14 protein-coding genes and 1 tRNA gene are annotated in these 14048 nt (G+C 73.1%); 7 read left to right on the forward strand and 8 right to left on the reverse strand.

Translation table 11 applies throughout. The annotated features are described in order from the left end of the window. Positions 1 to 236: 236 nt before the first annotated feature. Positions 237 to 312 (reverse strand) — tRNA-Ala (locus tag ACKUB9_RS11880). 107 nt (positions 313 to 419) lie between these two features. Between ACKUB9_RS11880 and ACKUB9_RS11885 the strand changes: the two genes are divergently transcribed. From ACKUB9_RS11885 to ACKUB9_RS11895, 3 genes are all read left to right on the forward strand, one after another. Continuing rightward, on the forward strand, positions 420 to 707 hold the full coding sequence (locus tag ACKUB9_RS11885) for a YggT family protein (RefSeq protein ID WP_407522126.1): 288 nt from the start codon (positions 420 to 422) through the stop codon (positions 705 to 707). A gap of 9 nt (positions 708 to 716) precedes the next feature. Further along, complete coding sequence (locus ACKUB9_RS11890) at positions 717 to 1031, forward strand: ACR/YggU family protein (protein ID WP_407522128.1); 315 nt, start codon at positions 717 to 719, stop codon at positions 1029 to 1031. A 94-nt stretch (positions 1032 to 1125) separates the two neighbouring features. Beyond that, positions 1126 to 2172, forward strand: a complete 1047-nt coding sequence (locus ACKUB9_RS11895) for a MaoC family dehydratase (protein WP_407522130.1) — start codon at positions 1126 to 1128, stop codon at positions 2170 to 2172. 33 nt (positions 2173 to 2205) lie between these two features. On the opposite strand, the gene mntR is transcribed toward ACKUB9_RS11895, so the two are convergent. From mntR to fliI, 3 genes are all read right to left on the reverse strand, one after another. Beyond that, complete coding sequence (gene mntR / locus ACKUB9_RS11900; protein ID WP_407522132.1) at positions 2206 to 2667, reverse strand: manganese-binding transcriptional regulator MntR; 462 nt, start codon at positions 2665 to 2667, stop codon at positions 2206 to 2208. 171 nt (positions 2668 to 2838) lie between these two features. Beyond that, on the reverse strand, positions 2839 to 3246 hold the full coding sequence (gene fliJ, locus ACKUB9_RS11905) for a flagellar export protein FliJ (protein WP_287748372.1): 408 nt from the start codon (positions 3244 to 3246) through the stop codon (positions 2839 to 2841). 138 nt (positions 3247 to 3384) lie between these two features. Further along, on the reverse strand, positions 3385 to 4746 hold the full coding sequence (gene fliI / locus ACKUB9_RS11910; RefSeq protein ID WP_407522135.1) for a flagellar protein export ATPase FliI: 1362 nt from the start codon (positions 4744 to 4746) through the stop codon (positions 3385 to 3387). Between the two features lie 448 nt (positions 4747 to 5194). Here fliI and ctrA point away from each other — a divergent pair, with 448 nt between their 5' ends. After that, positions 5195 to 5896, forward strand: a complete 702-nt coding sequence (gene ctrA / locus ACKUB9_RS11915) for a response regulator transcription factor CtrA (RefSeq protein ID WP_407522137.1) — start codon at positions 5195 to 5197, stop codon at positions 5894 to 5896. Positions 5897 to 5975: 79 nt separating this feature from the next. On the opposite strand, the gene ACKUB9_RS11920 is transcribed toward ctrA, so the two are convergent. The 3 genes from ACKUB9_RS11920 to ACKUB9_RS11930 are packed head-to-tail and all read right to left on the reverse strand — an operon-like array spanning position 5976 to position 8199. Further along, entirely contained in the window at positions 5976 to 6815 is an 840-nt protein-coding gene (locus tag ACKUB9_RS11920; RefSeq protein ID WP_407522139.1) for an ABC transporter substrate-binding protein, read from the reverse strand. Continuing rightward, on the reverse strand, positions 6785 to 7507 hold the full coding sequence (locus tag ACKUB9_RS11925) for an ATP-binding cassette domain-containing protein (RefSeq protein ID WP_407522141.1): 723 nt from the start codon (positions 7505 to 7507) through the stop codon (positions 6785 to 6787). Before ACKUB9_RS11925 ends, ACKUB9_RS11920 begins: the two co-directional genes overlap by 31 nt. After that, positions 7504 to 8199, reverse strand: coding sequence for an ABC transporter permease (locus ACKUB9_RS11930; protein ID WP_407522142.1), 696 nt, complete (start codon positions 8197 to 8199; stop codon positions 7504 to 7506). The genes ACKUB9_RS11925 and ACKUB9_RS11930 overlap by 4 nt, the downstream gene beginning before the upstream one ends. Before the next feature lie 68 nt (positions 8200 to 8267). On the opposite strand from ACKUB9_RS11930, the gene ACKUB9_RS11935 reads away from it, so the two are divergent. Beyond that, positions 8268 to 9257 carry a substrate-binding domain-containing protein gene (locus ACKUB9_RS11935; protein WP_407522143.1) on the forward strand — a complete coding sequence of 330 codons (990 nt, stop codon included), beginning with the start codon at positions 8268 to 8270 and terminating at the stop codon, positions 9255 to 9257. A gap of 389 nt (positions 9258 to 9646) precedes the next feature. Here ACKUB9_RS11935 and ACKUB9_RS11940 read toward each other — a convergent pair whose 3' ends face one another. After that, positions 9647 to 11428: a long-chain-acyl-CoA synthetase gene (locus tag ACKUB9_RS11940; protein WP_407522145.1), complete on the reverse strand. Its 1782-nt coding sequence runs from the start codon at positions 11426 to 11428 to the stop codon at positions 9647 to 9649. A gap of 331 nt (positions 11429 to 11759) precedes the next feature. On the opposite strand from ACKUB9_RS11940, the gene ACKUB9_RS11945 reads away from it, so the two are divergent. Then, entirely contained in the window at positions 11760 to 13058 is a 1299-nt protein-coding gene (locus ACKUB9_RS11945) for an O-acetylhomoserine aminocarboxypropyltransferase/cysteine synthase family protein (RefSeq protein ID WP_407522147.1), read from the forward strand. A 29-nt stretch (positions 13059 to 13087) separates the two neighbouring features. Further along, positions 13088 to 14047, forward strand: coding sequence for a homoserine O-succinyltransferase MetA (gene metA / locus ACKUB9_RS11950; RefSeq protein ID WP_407522149.1), 960 nt, complete (start codon positions 13088 to 13090; stop codon positions 14045 to 14047). The last annotated feature ends 1 nt before the right edge of the window (position 14048 follow it).

Genomic DNA, 14048 nt, shown 5'->3' on the forward strand with positions numbered 1-14048 from the left:
AATCGTGCCTGGGCCGAGCATCGAACCCGACATCGGCGCCGGCCGTCGGGCAGCGCCTGACCGCGACCGCGGGGCCTCGCATCGACGCGGCATGCCGAACCGCCTGCGGGACGTCCCTGCGCGCGCCGCATCAACGGGCGAAATCATCACCAATGATGACAGTGTGGTGGAGCAGGTGCCTCGCGCCCTCCATCACCCCTCGGCTTCTCGACGGCGATCCGTCACGGCGAAGAGGGTGGTGGAGCTGAGGGGATTCGAACCCCTGACCTCCGCAGTGCGATTGCGGCGCTCTCCCATCTGAGCTACAGCCCCGGCGAGGCGGGGGCCTTGTAGGCCGGCCCGCTTCAGCCTGTCAATTCCCTTCCCGGCTCGAACCGCACATCGTGCCTTTTCGGGCGACGAGGACCTACGGACCGCGCATGCGCTCGCTTCTCTGGCTCATCGACAACATCATCACCCTCTACGTCTACCTGCTGATCGCCAGCGCGGTCCTCAGCTGGCTCGTCGCCTTCAACGTCGTGAACGTGCGCAACCCGGTCGTGTCACAGATCGGGGAATTCCTGTTCCGCGTCACCGAGCCGGCGCTGCGGCCGATCCGGCGGGTGCTGCCCAACCTCGGGGGCATCGACATCTCGCCCATCATCCTGGTGCTGCTGCTGTTCTTCCTGCGCAACCTGATGTTCGAGGTGTTCGCCTCGCTGACCTGAGGCGGCGGCATGGCGCGGCCCTGGCGCGTGGTGGCCGACGGCCTGGAGGTGCGGGTGCGCGCCACGCCGCGGGGCGGGCGCGATGCGATCGACGGGGTCGAGGCGCGGGCGGACGGCTCCTGCCTCCTCAAGGTGCGGGTGCGGGCGGCACCGACCGACGGGGCCGCCAACGCGGCGATCCGCGACGTGCTGCGGCAGGCCCTCGGCTGCCCGGCCGGCGCGATCGCGCTCGCCGCCGGGGCGAGCGCGCGCAGCAAGCTGTTTCGCATCGCCGGGGACGGCGAGGCCCTGGCGGCCCGTCTCGCGGCCGCTGCCGGGGCTTGACGAAAGGCCACTCGCACGCGCCCTGCTGCGGTGCGACAAGGCGGCGGCGCAGCCGTATGGCCGCCTCTCCCGCAGCCGTCTTCGAGGGACGACGATGAAGACCAACCCGGGCCGCTTCTTCGAGGATTTCCGCCTCGGCGAGACCATCCGGCACGCCACGCCGCGCACCGTCACCACGGGCGACGCCTCGCTCTACACGGCGCTCTACGGATCCCGCTTCGCCGTGCAGTCGTCCGACGCCTTCGCGCGGGCCTTCGGCTATCCGCAGGCGCCCCTCGACGATCTCCTGGTCTTCCACGTGGTGTTCGGCAAGACGGTGCCGGACATCTCGCTCAACGCGCTGGCCAATCTCGGCTACGGCGAGGGCCGGTTCCTGCGGCCGGTCTATCCGGGCGAGACCCTGTCGTCGGTCTCGGAGGTGATCGGCCTCAAGGAGAGTTCGAACCGGCAGACCGGTGTCGTCTACGTGCGCTCCACCGGCTACGACGCGACGGGCGCGGCGGTGCTGACCTATTGCCGCTGGGTGCTGGTGCGCAAGCGCGACCCGCAGGCGACCGTGCCGGAGGAGGCGGTGCCGCAGCTCGCCAAGGCGGTGGCGCCCGCCGACCTCGCGGCGGCTCTGCCCACCCTCGATCCCCGCGCCTACGACGCGGCGCTGGCGGGCAGCCCCTACCGGCTCGGGGATTACGCGGCGGGCGAGCGCATCGACCACGTCGACGGCATGACCGTCGAGGAGGCCGAGCACCAGATCGCCACCCGCCTCTACCAGAATACCGCCAAGGTCCATTTCGACGCCCACGCGGTCAAGGAGACCCGGTTCGGGCGCCGGCTGATCTACGGCGGGCACGTGATCTCGCTCGCGCGGGCGCTCAGCTTCAACGGGCTGGGCAACGCCTTCGGGATCGCGGGCATCAATGCCGGGCGGCACGTGGCGCCGCTGTTTGCCGGCGACACGGTCTATGCCTGGAGCGAGGTGCTGGAGGTGGCCGACCTGCCCGGCCGCAGCGATGTCGGGGCGCTGCGCCTGCGCCTGGTCGCGACCAAGAACCAGCCCTGCGGCGCCTTCCCGGACAAGGCCGGGGAAGGCTTCGACCCGGCGGTGATCCTCGACCTCGACTACTGGGCGCTGATGCCGCGCTGAGACCGCGCGTCCGGTCCCGGACGCGCACCGCGCTCAGGCGTCGGAGCGGCCCGCGACGAAGCGGCGGAAGGCCTCCAGGGTCTCGCGGCTGACGTGGTGCTCGATGCCCTCCGCGTCGCAGCGCGCGACCTCGGGGCTGACCCCGAGGGCGATGAGGAAGGATTCGACGATGCGGTGGCGCTCGCGGGCCTCCTCGGCGAGCGCGCGGCCGGACTCGGTGAGGAAGACCCCGCGGTAGGGGCGCTGCTGCACCAGCCCTTCCTCGGCGAGGCGCTTGAGCATCTTGGCGACGGTGGGCTGGGCGACGCCGAGGCGGGCCGCGATGTCGACCTGGCGCGCCTCGCCGCCGTCGCCGATCAGGTCGGCGATCAGCTCGACGTAATCCTCCACCAGTTCGAGGCGGCGCGCCTCGCGGACCTGGCGGAAGCCGGCCGAATGAGCCTCGGCATCGACGAGCCCGGGCTCGTCCCGGCGGTCTCGGGACAGGTCCTGCATGGATCGGGTTCGTCCGCCTCTCGGGATGGGATCTCGCGCCACGCGTTCCTTCTATCCGAGGACGGACCGGGTGTGCAGAGGGCGCGGGGCGCCCTCCTGTCCGGCGTTCCGCCGGATGGCCGGCGTACCGCCGGCGTCCCGCCCGAAAACCGGCATTCGCCGATCGGCCGCTCAGGCCCGGGCGCGGCCGAGGCCGATCGCATCCATGTCGGCCTGCTCGCGGGCGCTCTCGGCGGCGCGCTCGGCGGAGCGTTCGCGATCGTCGAGGATCTCGACCTTCTTCAGCTCCTCGAACGCGTCCGCCAGATGCCCCTTGGCCTCGGCGAGCTGGGCGTCGAGGTCGCTGGCGGAGCGGCGGATGTTGTCGCGGCGTTGGGCGGCGGCGCGGGCGTAGGTGGGATAGGCGAAGTGGGCCGGATCGGAGATGCCGGCGCGCTGCTCCTCCTGGGCGATCTCGCGGTCGAGTTCGGCCGCCATGCGGGCGAAGTCGGCGATCATCGTCTCGATCTGGGTGACGCGTCGGCGCTTCTCGTCCACCTGGAAGCGTCGCAGCCGGATGAGCGTCTCGCGCGATTTCATCGTTTCCCCACTCCACGCGCTCGGGACGGCATGGCCGCTCGTCCTCGTCCGCCGGTCCGCCGCCCCGGGCCCGCGCGGCCGGAAGGCCTCTGCGAGGACGCCTCAGGCTCGCGGGCTCGGCCGTGGCGACGCGCCGGCTCAAGGCCCGCCGACGATCGCGGCCAGGCGCTGATAACCTTCGCGGAGGGAGGTTGCTTCTTCCTTACCCTGCCCCAGAAAAGCCTCCAGATCGGGCATCAGGGCCACCGCCTCGTCCACTTCCGCCGAGGATCCCGCCCGGTAGGCCCCGAGCCGGATCAGCTCCTCCATGTCGGCGTAGGTGGACAGGACCCGCCGCGCCCGGCGCACCACCGGCAGGAAGGCCGGGTCGCAGGAGCGCGGCATGGTGCGCGAGACCGAGCGCAGGACGTTGATCGCCGGGTAGCGGCCGGTCTCGGCGATGCGCCGCTCCATCACGATGTGCCCGTCGAGGATGCCGCGCACCGCATCCGCCACCGGCTCGTTGTGGTCGTCGCCCTCGACCAGGACCGTGAACAGCCCCGAGATCGACCCCTCGCCCGTGCCGGGCCCGGCCCGTTCGAGGAGGCGCGGCAGCTCGCTGAAGACCGTGGGGGTGTAGCCCTTGGCGGTGGGCGGCTCGCCCGCCGCGAGCCCCACGTCGCGCTGGGCCATGGCGAAGCGGGTGATCGAGTCGATCATGCACAGCACCTGCGCGCCGGAATCGCGAAAATGCTCGGCGAGCGCCAGCGTCACGTAGGCGGCGTTGCGGCGCATCAGGGCCGGCTCGTCCGAAGTCGCCACGACCACGACCGAGCGGGCGAGGCCCGCCGGCCCGAGGTCGTCCTGCAGGAACTCCTGCACCTCGCGCCCGCGCTCGCCCACGAGGCCGATCACCGCCACGTCCGCGGCGGTGTAGCGGGCGAGCATCGACAGCAGCACCGATTTGCCGACGCCGCTGCCCGCGAAGATGCCCATGCGCTGGCCCGCGCACATGGTCAGGAAGGTGTTGATGCAGCGCACCCCGAGGTCGAGGGGTTGGCCGACGCGGCGGCGGGCATGGGCGGGCGGCGGGTCGGCCTGGAGCGGGTAGGGCAGGGGACCGGCGGGCAACGGTCCGAGCCCGTCGATCGGCCGCCCGAGGGCGTCGACCACCCGCCCGAGCCATCCGCGGTTGGGGCGGATCGCCCCCGCCCCCTCCGCCCGCACCCGGGCCGGGCAGCCGCGGCGCACCCCCTGGAGCGAGCCGAACGGCATCGCGAGCGCGTGGGCGCCCGAGAAGCCGATGATCTCGCAGGGCACCACGCCCTCCTGGCCGGGGCGCTCCTCCACCACGATGTCGAGGCGCCCGCCCAGCCGCATGGCCGCCACCGGCCCGGCGACCTCGATCAGCAGGCCGCGGATCGCCACCACCCGGCCGAAGACCTCCAGGCCCTCGATACCGTCGAGCACCGCCCGCGCCGCCGCGAGACGTCCCACCGGCCCCGCGTCCTCCGCCGCCATCGCGCCGCTCCCGTCACCGTCACACGCGCGCCACAAGGGCTTCCGGCGCTGTGGGCGCCCGGCCTCCGGCCGCGTCGCATCAACCTTCCGTTTACCCCTCTCCTTAACACTGGTCAGGAGAGGGCGGGTGATGCCCGCCGGCAAGAACAGCCGGCGAGTGTCGCCGATGCCACAACCATGACAGGGTTGAATCTTTGGAGTCGCTTAGGCGGATTCCACACGAGAAGGATCGTGGACGCGACGCGAGGGCGGCCAGAACGGAACGACAACGCCGAAACTCCCGGCACAACAGGGCGATACAAGACGCTTGCGGGAGTGAATCAGGCTTTGTTAACGCTCATGGCATAGCGTCGCGATTCGGAAACAGACGGGCATCCGCCAGCGGCCGATGGCGGATGGGCGGCGGGGGCTTGCCTCACCCTTAAGGGCCAGGGCTTGGGGACCTGAGATGCGCGTACTTCTGATCGAGGACGACAGCGCCACGGCGCAGAGCATCGAGCTGATGCTCAAGTCCGAGAATTTTAACACCTACACCACCGACCTCGGCGAGGAAGGCGTCGATCTCGGCAAGCTGTACGACTACGACATCATCCTCCTCGACCTGAACCTCCCCGACATGTCGGGCTACGAGGTGCTGCGCTCGCTCCGGGTCGCCAAGGTCAAGACGCCGATCCTGATCCTGTCCGGCATGGCCGGGATCGAGGACAAGGTGAAGGGCCTCGGCTTCGGGGCCGATGACTACCTCACCAAACCTTTCCACAAGGATGAACTGGTCGCGAGAATCCACGCGATCGTGCGCCGCTCGAAGGGCCACGCCCAGTCGGTCATCACCACGGGCGACCTCGTGGTCAACCTCGACCAGAAGACCGTCGAGGTGTCCGGCTCGCGCGTCCACCTCACCGGCAAGGAGTACCAGATGCTGGAACTCCTCTCGCTCCGGAAGGGCACCACGCTCACCAAGGAGATGTTCCTCAACCATCTCTACGGCGGCATGGACGAGCCCGAGCTGAAGATCATCGACGTCTTCATCTGCAAGCTGCGCAAGAAGCTGGCCAATGCCAGCCAGGGCAAGAACTACATCGAGACGGTGTGGGGCCGCGGCTACGTGCTGCGCGAGCCCGCCGACGACGAGGACCGCATCGCGGTCTGATCCCCCCGACGGACGCCTCGGCCCTCAGGGCCGCGGCGCCCGGGCCCGCACGGCGACGCCCGCGTGCCGCCGGGACGCCTCAGCGCCCCGCCGCCCCGGCCGCGTCGGGAATGAACAGCGACTCGCCGTTGATCTTGTAGCTCGCGATCGCCTGCTGGCCGGCCGGCGAGACCAGCCAGTCGATGAAGGCCTGCCCCTCCCGCGCCTTCACGTGCGGATGCCGCGCCGGGTTCACCAGGATCACCCCGTAGGGGTTGAACAGCCGCGGGTCGCCCTCGACCAGGACCGCCAGATCGCCGCGGTTCTTGAACGACAGCCACGTGCCGCGGTCCGCGAGCAGGTAGGCGCCGGTGGCGGAGGCCGCGTTGAGCGCCGGCCCCATGCCCTGGCCGATCTCCCGGTACCACGCGCCCCGCGCCGCCCCGAGATCGAGGCCGGCCTCGCGCCAGATCCGCAGTTCCGCCGCGTGCGTGCCGGAGCGGTCGCCGCGCGACACGAAGGGCGCCTTCGCCTCCGCGATCCGGCGAAAGGCCGCCGCGACGTCGCGGCCGGACGCGCCGGCGGAGTCCCCCTTCGGCCCCACCACCACGAAGTCGTTGTACATCACGGGGAGCCGCTTCACCCCGAACCCGTCGCGCACGAACGCCTCCTCGGCGGCCGTGTCGTGGACGAGGACGACGTCGGCATCGCCCCGGCGCCCGACATCGAGGGCCTGGCCGGTGCCGAGCGCCACCACCCGCACGGGGATGCCGGTGGCCTCGGTGAAGCGCGGCAGCAGGTGGGCAAAGAGGCCCGACTGCTCGGTCGAGGTGGTGGAGGCGACCGTGATGCCCTCGGCGGCGCGAGCGCTCCCGAGGGTCAGGGCGGCGAGGCCGACGGCCAAAAAATTCAGGCATAGCAGGCGGCGAAGGCGGTCCACGGCAATTCTCCGGCGAGATACGCCCGGGCATCGGGCGAACGGGGATCGGACAGAACCTGGCGGGCCGGGCCGTGCTCGGCCACGCGACCGGCCGCCAGGACGAGGACGTCGTCGGCGAGGCGCGCCACTTGGCCCAGGTGGTGAGAGACCATCAGCACCTTGGTGCCCTCCCGCGCCATCCCGGCCACGACCCGCTCCACCGCCTCGGTGGCGGCGGGGTCGAGGTTCGCGGTCGGCTCGTCGAGGAGGAGGAGGTGGGGCTCCACCGCCCAGGCCCGGGCGAGCGCCAGCCGCTGCTGCTCGCCACCCGAGAATTTGGTGGCCGGGTCGTCCGCCCGTCCCTCCAGCCCCACCAGGGCGAGGGCGGCCCGCACCCGCTCGGCCCGCGCCGGGCGCGACAGGCCCGGGAGGGCGAGCGCCACGTTGCGGCGCGCACTCGCCCGCAGCAGGCCGGGACGCTGAAACACGAAGGCGCGGCGGATCGGTTCGCCGCGCCCGATCCGGATGGCGCCGCCGCTCGGCGCCAGGAGCCCGTCGAGGAGGCGCAGCAGCACGCTCTTGCCGGCGCCGTTGGGGCCGATCACCGCGGTGATGCCGGGCCGCTCGATCCGGGCGCTGGCGCCGTCGAGGATCGCCCGCCCGCCCGCCCGGAAGGCCAGCCGGTCGAGGATGATCGGGAGCCCGGCGCTCATCCGTAGGCCCTCAGCGCGTAGCCGCGCAGCAGCGAGGCCGCCGCGTTCAGCACGATCACCAGCCCGATCAGCACCGCCCCAAGGGCGAGTGCCAGGGGCAGGTCGCCCTTCTGGGTCTCGAGCGAGATCGCGGTGGTCATGGTGCGGGTCTGGCCCGCGATGTTGCCGCCGACCACCAGCACCGCCCCGACCTCCGAGATCGCCCGCCCGAAGGCCGCCAGCACCACGGTGACGAGGGAGAAGCGGGCGTCGAACACCAGCGCCGCCGCCCGCCGGACCGTCCCGAGCCGCAGCGAGCGCAGCTGCTCGCCGAGATGCGCCTCGGCATCGGCGAGGATCTGGCGTGAGAGGGCGGCGACGAGCGGCGCCACCAGCACGGTCTGGGCCGCGATCATCGCCCCGGGCGTGAAGAGCAGGCCGAACGGCCCGAGCGGCCCGGAGCGGGACAGGAGCAGGTAGAGGACGAGGCCGACGATGACCGGCGGCAGGCCCATCAGGGCGTTGAGGAGCCCGATCACCGTCTGGCGCCCGGGAAAATCCGTCACGGCGACGAGCGCGCCGAGCGGGATGCCGAGGCAGGAGCCGAGCAGCACCGCCGAGACGCTGACCCGCAGCGACAGCCACGCGATCGCCACGACCTCGCGGTCGAGGCTCGCGAGCTTGGCCAGCGTCTCCTGCAGCGTGGCGAGCATGCGGCTGCCCCTCCCGGGCCGCTGATGCTATGAGCAGGTCCGCCGACTCAATAGGAAACGGCTTGCATATGCGCGTGCAGCTCGCCCTGACGGGCTCGTGGTGCGACGGCCGGGAGGAGGTGGCGCTCGCGCCGACGCTCGCCCTCCTCGACGCGCTGGCGGTCGAGCGCTCCGTCCAGGGGGCGGCGGCCCGGCTCGGCCTGTCCTACCGGGCGGTCTGGGGCCGGCTCTCCGCCCTCGATGCCGCGCTCGGCCGGCCGGTGGCGGAGAAGACCAAGGGCCACGGCACCGTGCTCACCCCGTTCGGCGAAGGCCTGCGCGAGGCCCTGGGCGCGAGCCTCGGGGCGTTCGGCGACGCGCTCGCGGCCGAGGAGCGGGCGCTCGGCCGGCGCCTCGCCGGGCTCCTCGGGCCGGCCTCCTCGCCTTTGCGCCTCGCGGCGAGCCACGACCCGCTCCTCGCCGCGCTCGCCGCGACGCGGCCGGACCTCGACCTCGTCACGGCCGGGAGCCTGGAGGCCCTGGCGCAGGTCGGCGACGGGCGCGCGGCCGCGGCGGGGTTCCATTTCGGCGCGCACGCGGCCCCGCCGGGGTCGGCCTTCGCGGCCGCGCTCGCCGACCCGGCGCTCGCGGTGCGCCCGCTCTTTCGCCGGGAGCAGGGGCTGATGCTGGCGCCGGGCAACCCGCTCGGCATCGCGGCGCTCGCCGACCTGCCGCGCACCCGCGCGCGCCTCGTCCAGCGCCAGCGCGGCTCGGGCACAAGGCTGTGGTTCGAGCGCCTCTGGGCCGAGGCGGGGCTCGATCCCGCCGCACTCGCGCCCGCGGGCACGGAGGAGTTCACGCATCAGGCGGTCGCGGCCCTGATCGCCTCGGGGGCGGCCGATGCCGGCATGGGCACCCGCGCGGTCGCCGCCCGCTTCGGCCTCGCCTTCCTGCCGCTCGGGACGGAGACCTACTTCCTGGCCGTGCGCCGCGAGGCCGACGGCGCCTGGAGCGCGGAGCTGGCGGAGGCTGCCGGACGGGCGGCGGCCGGGGAGGTGGGGTATGCGGCGGCGGCGTGATCGGGCCAGCCTCCGCCATCACCGGGTCAGGCGCAGACAGCGCGAGAACCCCTCTCTCGCACGGGCTTGTGGATTCACACGTCGGGTCGTGCACGTTCTCCTCTCCCCGCGTGCGGGGAGAGGGCTAGGGGATCGAAGATCCCACGCGACCTTGTGGTCGCCGAAGCGAGGCGGCAGCCGAAGGTGAGGGGGCGCTGCCGGAGAAGCCTCATCCGGAGACGCCCCCTCACCTTCGCCCTACGGGCTCGCTGCTTGCACGACGAGGTGCAAGCAGCCCTCTCCCCGCACGCGGGGAGAGGAGACCCCCGCTTCATTCGGCGATGTGTGCATCTGGAAGCCCGCACGGGAGAGGGGATCCCGCGAGGCCTGTGCCCGATCTCCAAGCGGCGTCACACCCGCACCTCTCCCCGCACCACCGCCGCGTAGAGCGCCGCATCCAGCACCCGGTAGGCGCCCGCCGCGGGATCGTCGAGGAAGAGCGGGTCGGTGATCCGCTCCGGGTCGAAGCCCTCGGCGGCGAGGCCCTGCTTCTTCTGCTTGAAGGTCTCGGTGATCTCGAAGGCGGCGCACAGGCGCAGGACGAGCGGCCGGGCGTAGGCCGGCAGGCGCGCGGCGAGGTGGGCGCGCACGACCGCGGGATCGAAGCCGGGCGCGACCCGCAGGGCCGCCATCCCGGCCCGGCCCTCCGCCCCCGGCACCGCGACGCCGTACACCACCGCTTCGGCGACGCCCGGCGCGTCCGCCAGCGCTGCCGCCACCTCGGTCGTCGCGACGTTCTCGCCCTTCCAGCGGAAGGTGTCGCCGACCCGGTCGACGAAGAAGTAGAAACCCTGGCGGTCGAGCCGCATCAGGTCGCCGGTGCGGAACCACGCATCGCCGGGGGCGAAGACGTCCCGCAGCACCTTGGCGTCGCTCGCCGCCGCGCTGGTGTAGCCCTCGAAGCGCTGCGCGCCGACCTCCCGGCTCAGCCGTCCGATCAGCTCGCCCGGCTCGTCGGGCGCGCAGCGCAGGCAGAGGCCGTCCGCCCCCCGCACCGGCATCCCTGTCTCGGGGTCGTGGCGGACGATCGCCGCCGGGGAGGAGTGGCGCAGGAAGGGCGGCACCCGGCCCACCGCGCCGACCCGGCCCTCGACGTTGACGAGCGACAGCGTACCCTCGGTGGCGGCGTAGAATTCGAGGATGCGGGGGATGGCGAAGCGCGCCTGGAAGGCCTCCCAAACCTCGGGGCGCAGGCCGTTGCCGGCGGCGAGCCGCAGGCGGTGGTCGCGCTCCAGCGGATGGGAGGGCGCCGCCAGCAGGTAGCGGCACAGTTCCCCGATGTACTGGAACAGCGTGCAATCCTGCGCCGTCACGTCGTCCCAGAAGCGCCGGGCGGAAAAGCGCTCGCGCACCACCGCGGCGCCCCCGCCGACGATGACGCTCCCGGTCGCCACGACGCCGCCGACGCTGTGGTACATCGGCAGGCAGGTGTAGAGCCGGTCCTCCGGGGTCGTCGCCATCAGGCCGGCGAACCAGTGGCTCCACGTCATCACCCGGTGGTGGCTCACGCGCGCGGCCTTCGGCAGGCCGGTGGTGCCCGAGGTGTAGATGTAGAGGGCCGCGTCCGCGAGGGTGACGGGGCGCTCCTCGGCCGCCGCGAACGGCGCGTCGTCGCTCTGCGCGAGGGCCTCGGCGAGGTCTTCGGCCCAGAGCCGGGGCCGGTCGGCGACGTGGCCCGCCGCCCCCTCGTAGGCGGCGCGCAGCCCCGGCGCGACGATCAGGTGGCGGGGCTCGGCCACCGACAGGCAATGGGCGAGGCCCGGCCCCGCGAGGTGGGTGTTGAGGAGCGCCGCCCGGCCGCCCACCCGGCTGATCCCGAGCCACGCCGCCATGTAGTCGGGGCCGTTGGGCATCAGCAGCCCGACCGCGTCGCCGGGCCGGATGCCGGCCGCGAGCGCCCAGCGGGCGTAGCGGCGGGCGCGGGCGGCGAGGCCCGCATGGCTCAGGGTGTCGGCCTCGCCGATCAGCGCCGGGGCCTCACCGTGCTCGGCCCCGAGGTCGTCGATCACCCGCGGCAGGATGCGGGACGGCTGCGTCCCGATCCGGGACGTGCGCTCCAGCGCCCCGAGCCAGCCGCCGGGCGGGGAGGGGGCCTGCCCCTGCCGCACGGCCGATCCGCCTGCCGCCGCCATGCGCCCGGTCCCCCGCCTTCCCCAGTGACATGCGGGTCACGATGGGGGCGAAGCCTGAAGAAACGATTGAATCGATAGCCGACCGGACCGGCCTGCCTGATATCGCAGCGCTTCCTCCCGACCGCCGCAAGACATCCTTCAGCATGCCGTCCGGTTATCCGGACCCGGCCGGCCTTTCCGATTCTTCGGGAAGCAAGCCGCAACCCTCGCCGGCCCAGTCTGCCCGCGTCCCGGCCGCGGGGCGGCGCCCGCCTGTCCGAGAACGGCACAGAATCGGCGGGTGCGCGCCTTGCAGGGCCGGGGGCAGGTTCGAGGGTTGGGGAACGGGACGATGCGGCCTGAGACGATCGCGATCCACGCCGGCTACGAGGACGACCCGACCACCAAGGCTGTGGCGGTGCCGATCTACCAGACCGTCGCCTACGCGTTCGACAGCGCCGACCACGGCGCCGCCCTGTTCAACCTGGAACAGGAGGGCTACCGCTACAGCCGCATCGCCAACCCGACCAACGCGGTGCTGGAGCGGCGCGTCGCGGACCTGGAGGGCGGGCACGCGGCCCTCAGCGTCGCCACGGGCCAAGCCGCGCTCCACTATGCCATCGCGACGCTCGCCGATTGCGGCGGCAACATCGTCTCGGTGCCCCAGCTCTACGGCACCACCCACACCCTGTTCGCCCACGTGCTGCCGCGCCAGGGCATCCACACGCGCTTCGCCACCAGCGACCGGCCGGAGGACGTGGCCCGCCTGATCGACCGCGACACGCGCGCGGTCTACTGCGAGAGCATCGGCAACCCGGCCGGCAACATCTGCGACATCGCGGCGCTCGCCGAGGTCGCGCACGCCCGCGGCGTGCCGCTCGTGGTCGACAACACGGTCGCGACCCCGATCCTGATGCGCCCCCTCGATTACGGGGCGGACATCGTGGTGGCCTCCCTCACCAAGTTCATGGGCGGCCACGGCACCACGCTCGGCGGCATCATCGTGGATGGCGGGCGCTTCGACTGGATGGCGCAGGCCGCGCGCTTCCCGATGTTCTGCGAGCCGGACGCCTCCTATCACGGCCTCGTCTACGCGGAGCGGTTCGGGGCGGGCGCCTTCGCGGCCCGGGCGCGCAGCGTCTACCAGCGCACCACCGGCGCGGTGCTCAGCCCCTTGAGCGCCTTTCTGCTGCTCCAGGGCATCGAGACCGTGGCCCTGCGCGTCGAGCGCCACGTCGAGAACGCGCGCCGCGTGGCCGACTTCCTGCGCGACGACCCGCGCGTCGCCTGGGTGAACTACGCCGGCTTCCCCGACAGCCCGCACTACGCCATGGCCCAAAAGTACCTCGGCGGGCGCGCCTCCTCGCTCCTCACCTTCGGGGTGCGGGGCGGCTACGAGGGCGGCGCGGCCTTCTACGACGCGCTCAGGCTGGTCAAGCGGCTCGTCAACATCGGCGACGCCAAGTCGCTCGCCTGCCACCCGGCCTCGACCACCCACCGCCAGATGTCGCCCGAGGAGCAGCGCCACGCGGGCGTGCTCCCGGAAACCATCCGGATCTCGGTCGGCATCGAGCACAGCGACGACATCCTGGCCGACCTCGACCAGGCGCTGACGGCCGCGAGCCGCAGCCTGATCCGCGCCGCCGAGTGATTCCGGGCCGATCTCCGCAGGAGGCCGCGATGCACCCATCCGCCATCGACCTGCCCACACAGCGCCCGCGCCCGGCCGGCGTGCCGGAGCGGCTGACGGTCGGCCTCCTCAACAACATGCCGGACGCCGCGCTCGCGGCGACCGAGCGCCAGTTCGAGCGCCTGCTCGGTCCGGGCGTGCGCCTGCTGCGCTTCCACCTGCCGGAGATCGCCCGCGGCCCGCAGGCCGCCGACTACCTCGCGCCCCGCTCGGCCCCCGCCGACGCGATGGAGAGCGCGGGGCTCGACGCGCTCATCGTCACGGGCTGCGAACCCCGGGCGGCCTGCCTCACCGACGAGCCCTACTGGGCGGCCCTGACGCGGGCGATCGACTGGGCGGCCGAGCACACCCTCTCGACGCTTTTTTCCTGCCTCGCCGCGCATGCCGCCGTGCTGCACCGCGACGGGATCGTCCGGCGGCGGCTCCCGTCCAAGCGCTCGGGCGTGTTCGCCTGCCGGGCCACCGGCCGCCACCCGCTGCTCGCGGGGCTGCCCGATCCCCTCCCGGTGCCGCATTCCCGCTACAACGACCTGCCCGAGGCCGACCTCGCGGCCGCCGGTTACGCGGTGCTGACGCGCTCCGAGGAGGCGGGCGTCGACCTGTTCGTGAAACCGGGACCGAGCCTGCTCGTCTTCCTGCAGGGGCATCCGGAATACGATTCCGACAGCCTCGCCCGCGAGTACCGCCGCGACCTCCTGCGCTATCGCGACGGGGCGCGCAGCGACCGGCCGCACCCGCCCGCCCATTACTTCGACCCGGACGTCGCCGCCGACCTCGCGGCGTTCGCGGCGCGGCTCGCCCCCGGCGGGCATGAGGAACCGCCGCCCTGCCGCGCCCCGGCCCACGCGCCCTGGCCGGACGCCGCCACGGGCCTCGTCGCGAACTGGCTGGCGCTGGTGGCCGCGCGCCGGGGCCACCTCGCCCGGGCCGACGCGCTCGCGGCGTCCTGAA

The organism is Methylobacterium oryzisoli (genome assembly GCF_046557895.1).
Lineage (GTDB): Bacteria > Pseudomonadota > Alphaproteobacteria > Rhizobiales > Beijerinckiaceae > Methylobacterium > Methylobacterium oryzisoli.

Excerpts from the sequence above, each read along its gene's own strand:
- fliI (WP_407522135.1), bottom strand. The coding sequence starts at position 4,746 with ATGGCGGCGGAGGACGCGGGGCCGGTGGGACGTCTCGCGGCGGCGCGG.
- ACKUB9_RS11895 (WP_407522130.1), top strand. The coding sequence starts at position 1,126 with ATGAAGACCAACCCGGGCCGCTTCTTCGAGGATTTCCGCCTCGGCGAG.
- ACKUB9_RS11930 (WP_407522142.1), bottom strand. The coding sequence starts at position 8,199 with ATGCTCGCCACGCTGCAGGAGACGCTGGCCAAGCTCGCGAGCCTCGAC.
- ACKUB9_RS11890 (WP_407522128.1), top strand. The coding sequence starts at position 717 with ATGGCGCGGCCCTGGCGCGTGGTGGCCGACGGCCTGGAGGTGCGGGTG.
- ACKUB9_RS11935 (WP_407522143.1), top strand. The coding sequence starts at position 8,268 with ATGCGCGTGCAGCTCGCCCTGACGGGCTCGTGGTGCGACGGCCGGGAG.
- ACKUB9_RS11945 (WP_407522147.1), top strand. The coding sequence starts at position 11,760 with ATGCGGCCTGAGACGATCGCGATCCACGCCGGCTACGAGGACGACCCG.
- fliJ (WP_287748372.1), bottom strand. The coding sequence starts at position 3,246 with ATGAAATCGCGCGAGACGCTCATCCGGCTGCGACGCTTCCAGGTGGAC.
- ACKUB9_RS11925 (WP_407522141.1), bottom strand. The coding sequence starts at position 7,507 with ATGAGCGCCGGGCTCCCGATCATCCTCGACCGGCTGGCCTTCCGGGCG.
- ACKUB9_RS11940 (WP_407522145.1), bottom strand. The coding sequence starts at position 11,428 with ATGGCGGCGGCAGGCGGATCGGCCGTGCGGCAGGGGCAGGCCCCCTCC.
- ctrA (WP_407522137.1), top strand. The coding sequence starts at position 5,195 with ATGCGCGTACTTCTGATCGAGGACGACAGCGCCACGGCGCAGAGCATC.
- mntR (WP_407522132.1), bottom strand. The coding sequence starts at position 2,667 with ATGCAGGACCTGTCCCGAGACCGCCGGGACGAGCCCGGGCTCGTCGAT.
- metA (WP_407522149.1), top strand. The coding sequence starts at position 13,088 with ATGCACCCATCCGCCATCGACCTGCCCACACAGCGCCCGCGCCCGGCC.
- ACKUB9_RS11885 (WP_407522126.1), top strand. The coding sequence starts at position 420 with ATGCGCTCGCTTCTCTGGCTCATCGACAACATCATCACCCTCTACGTC.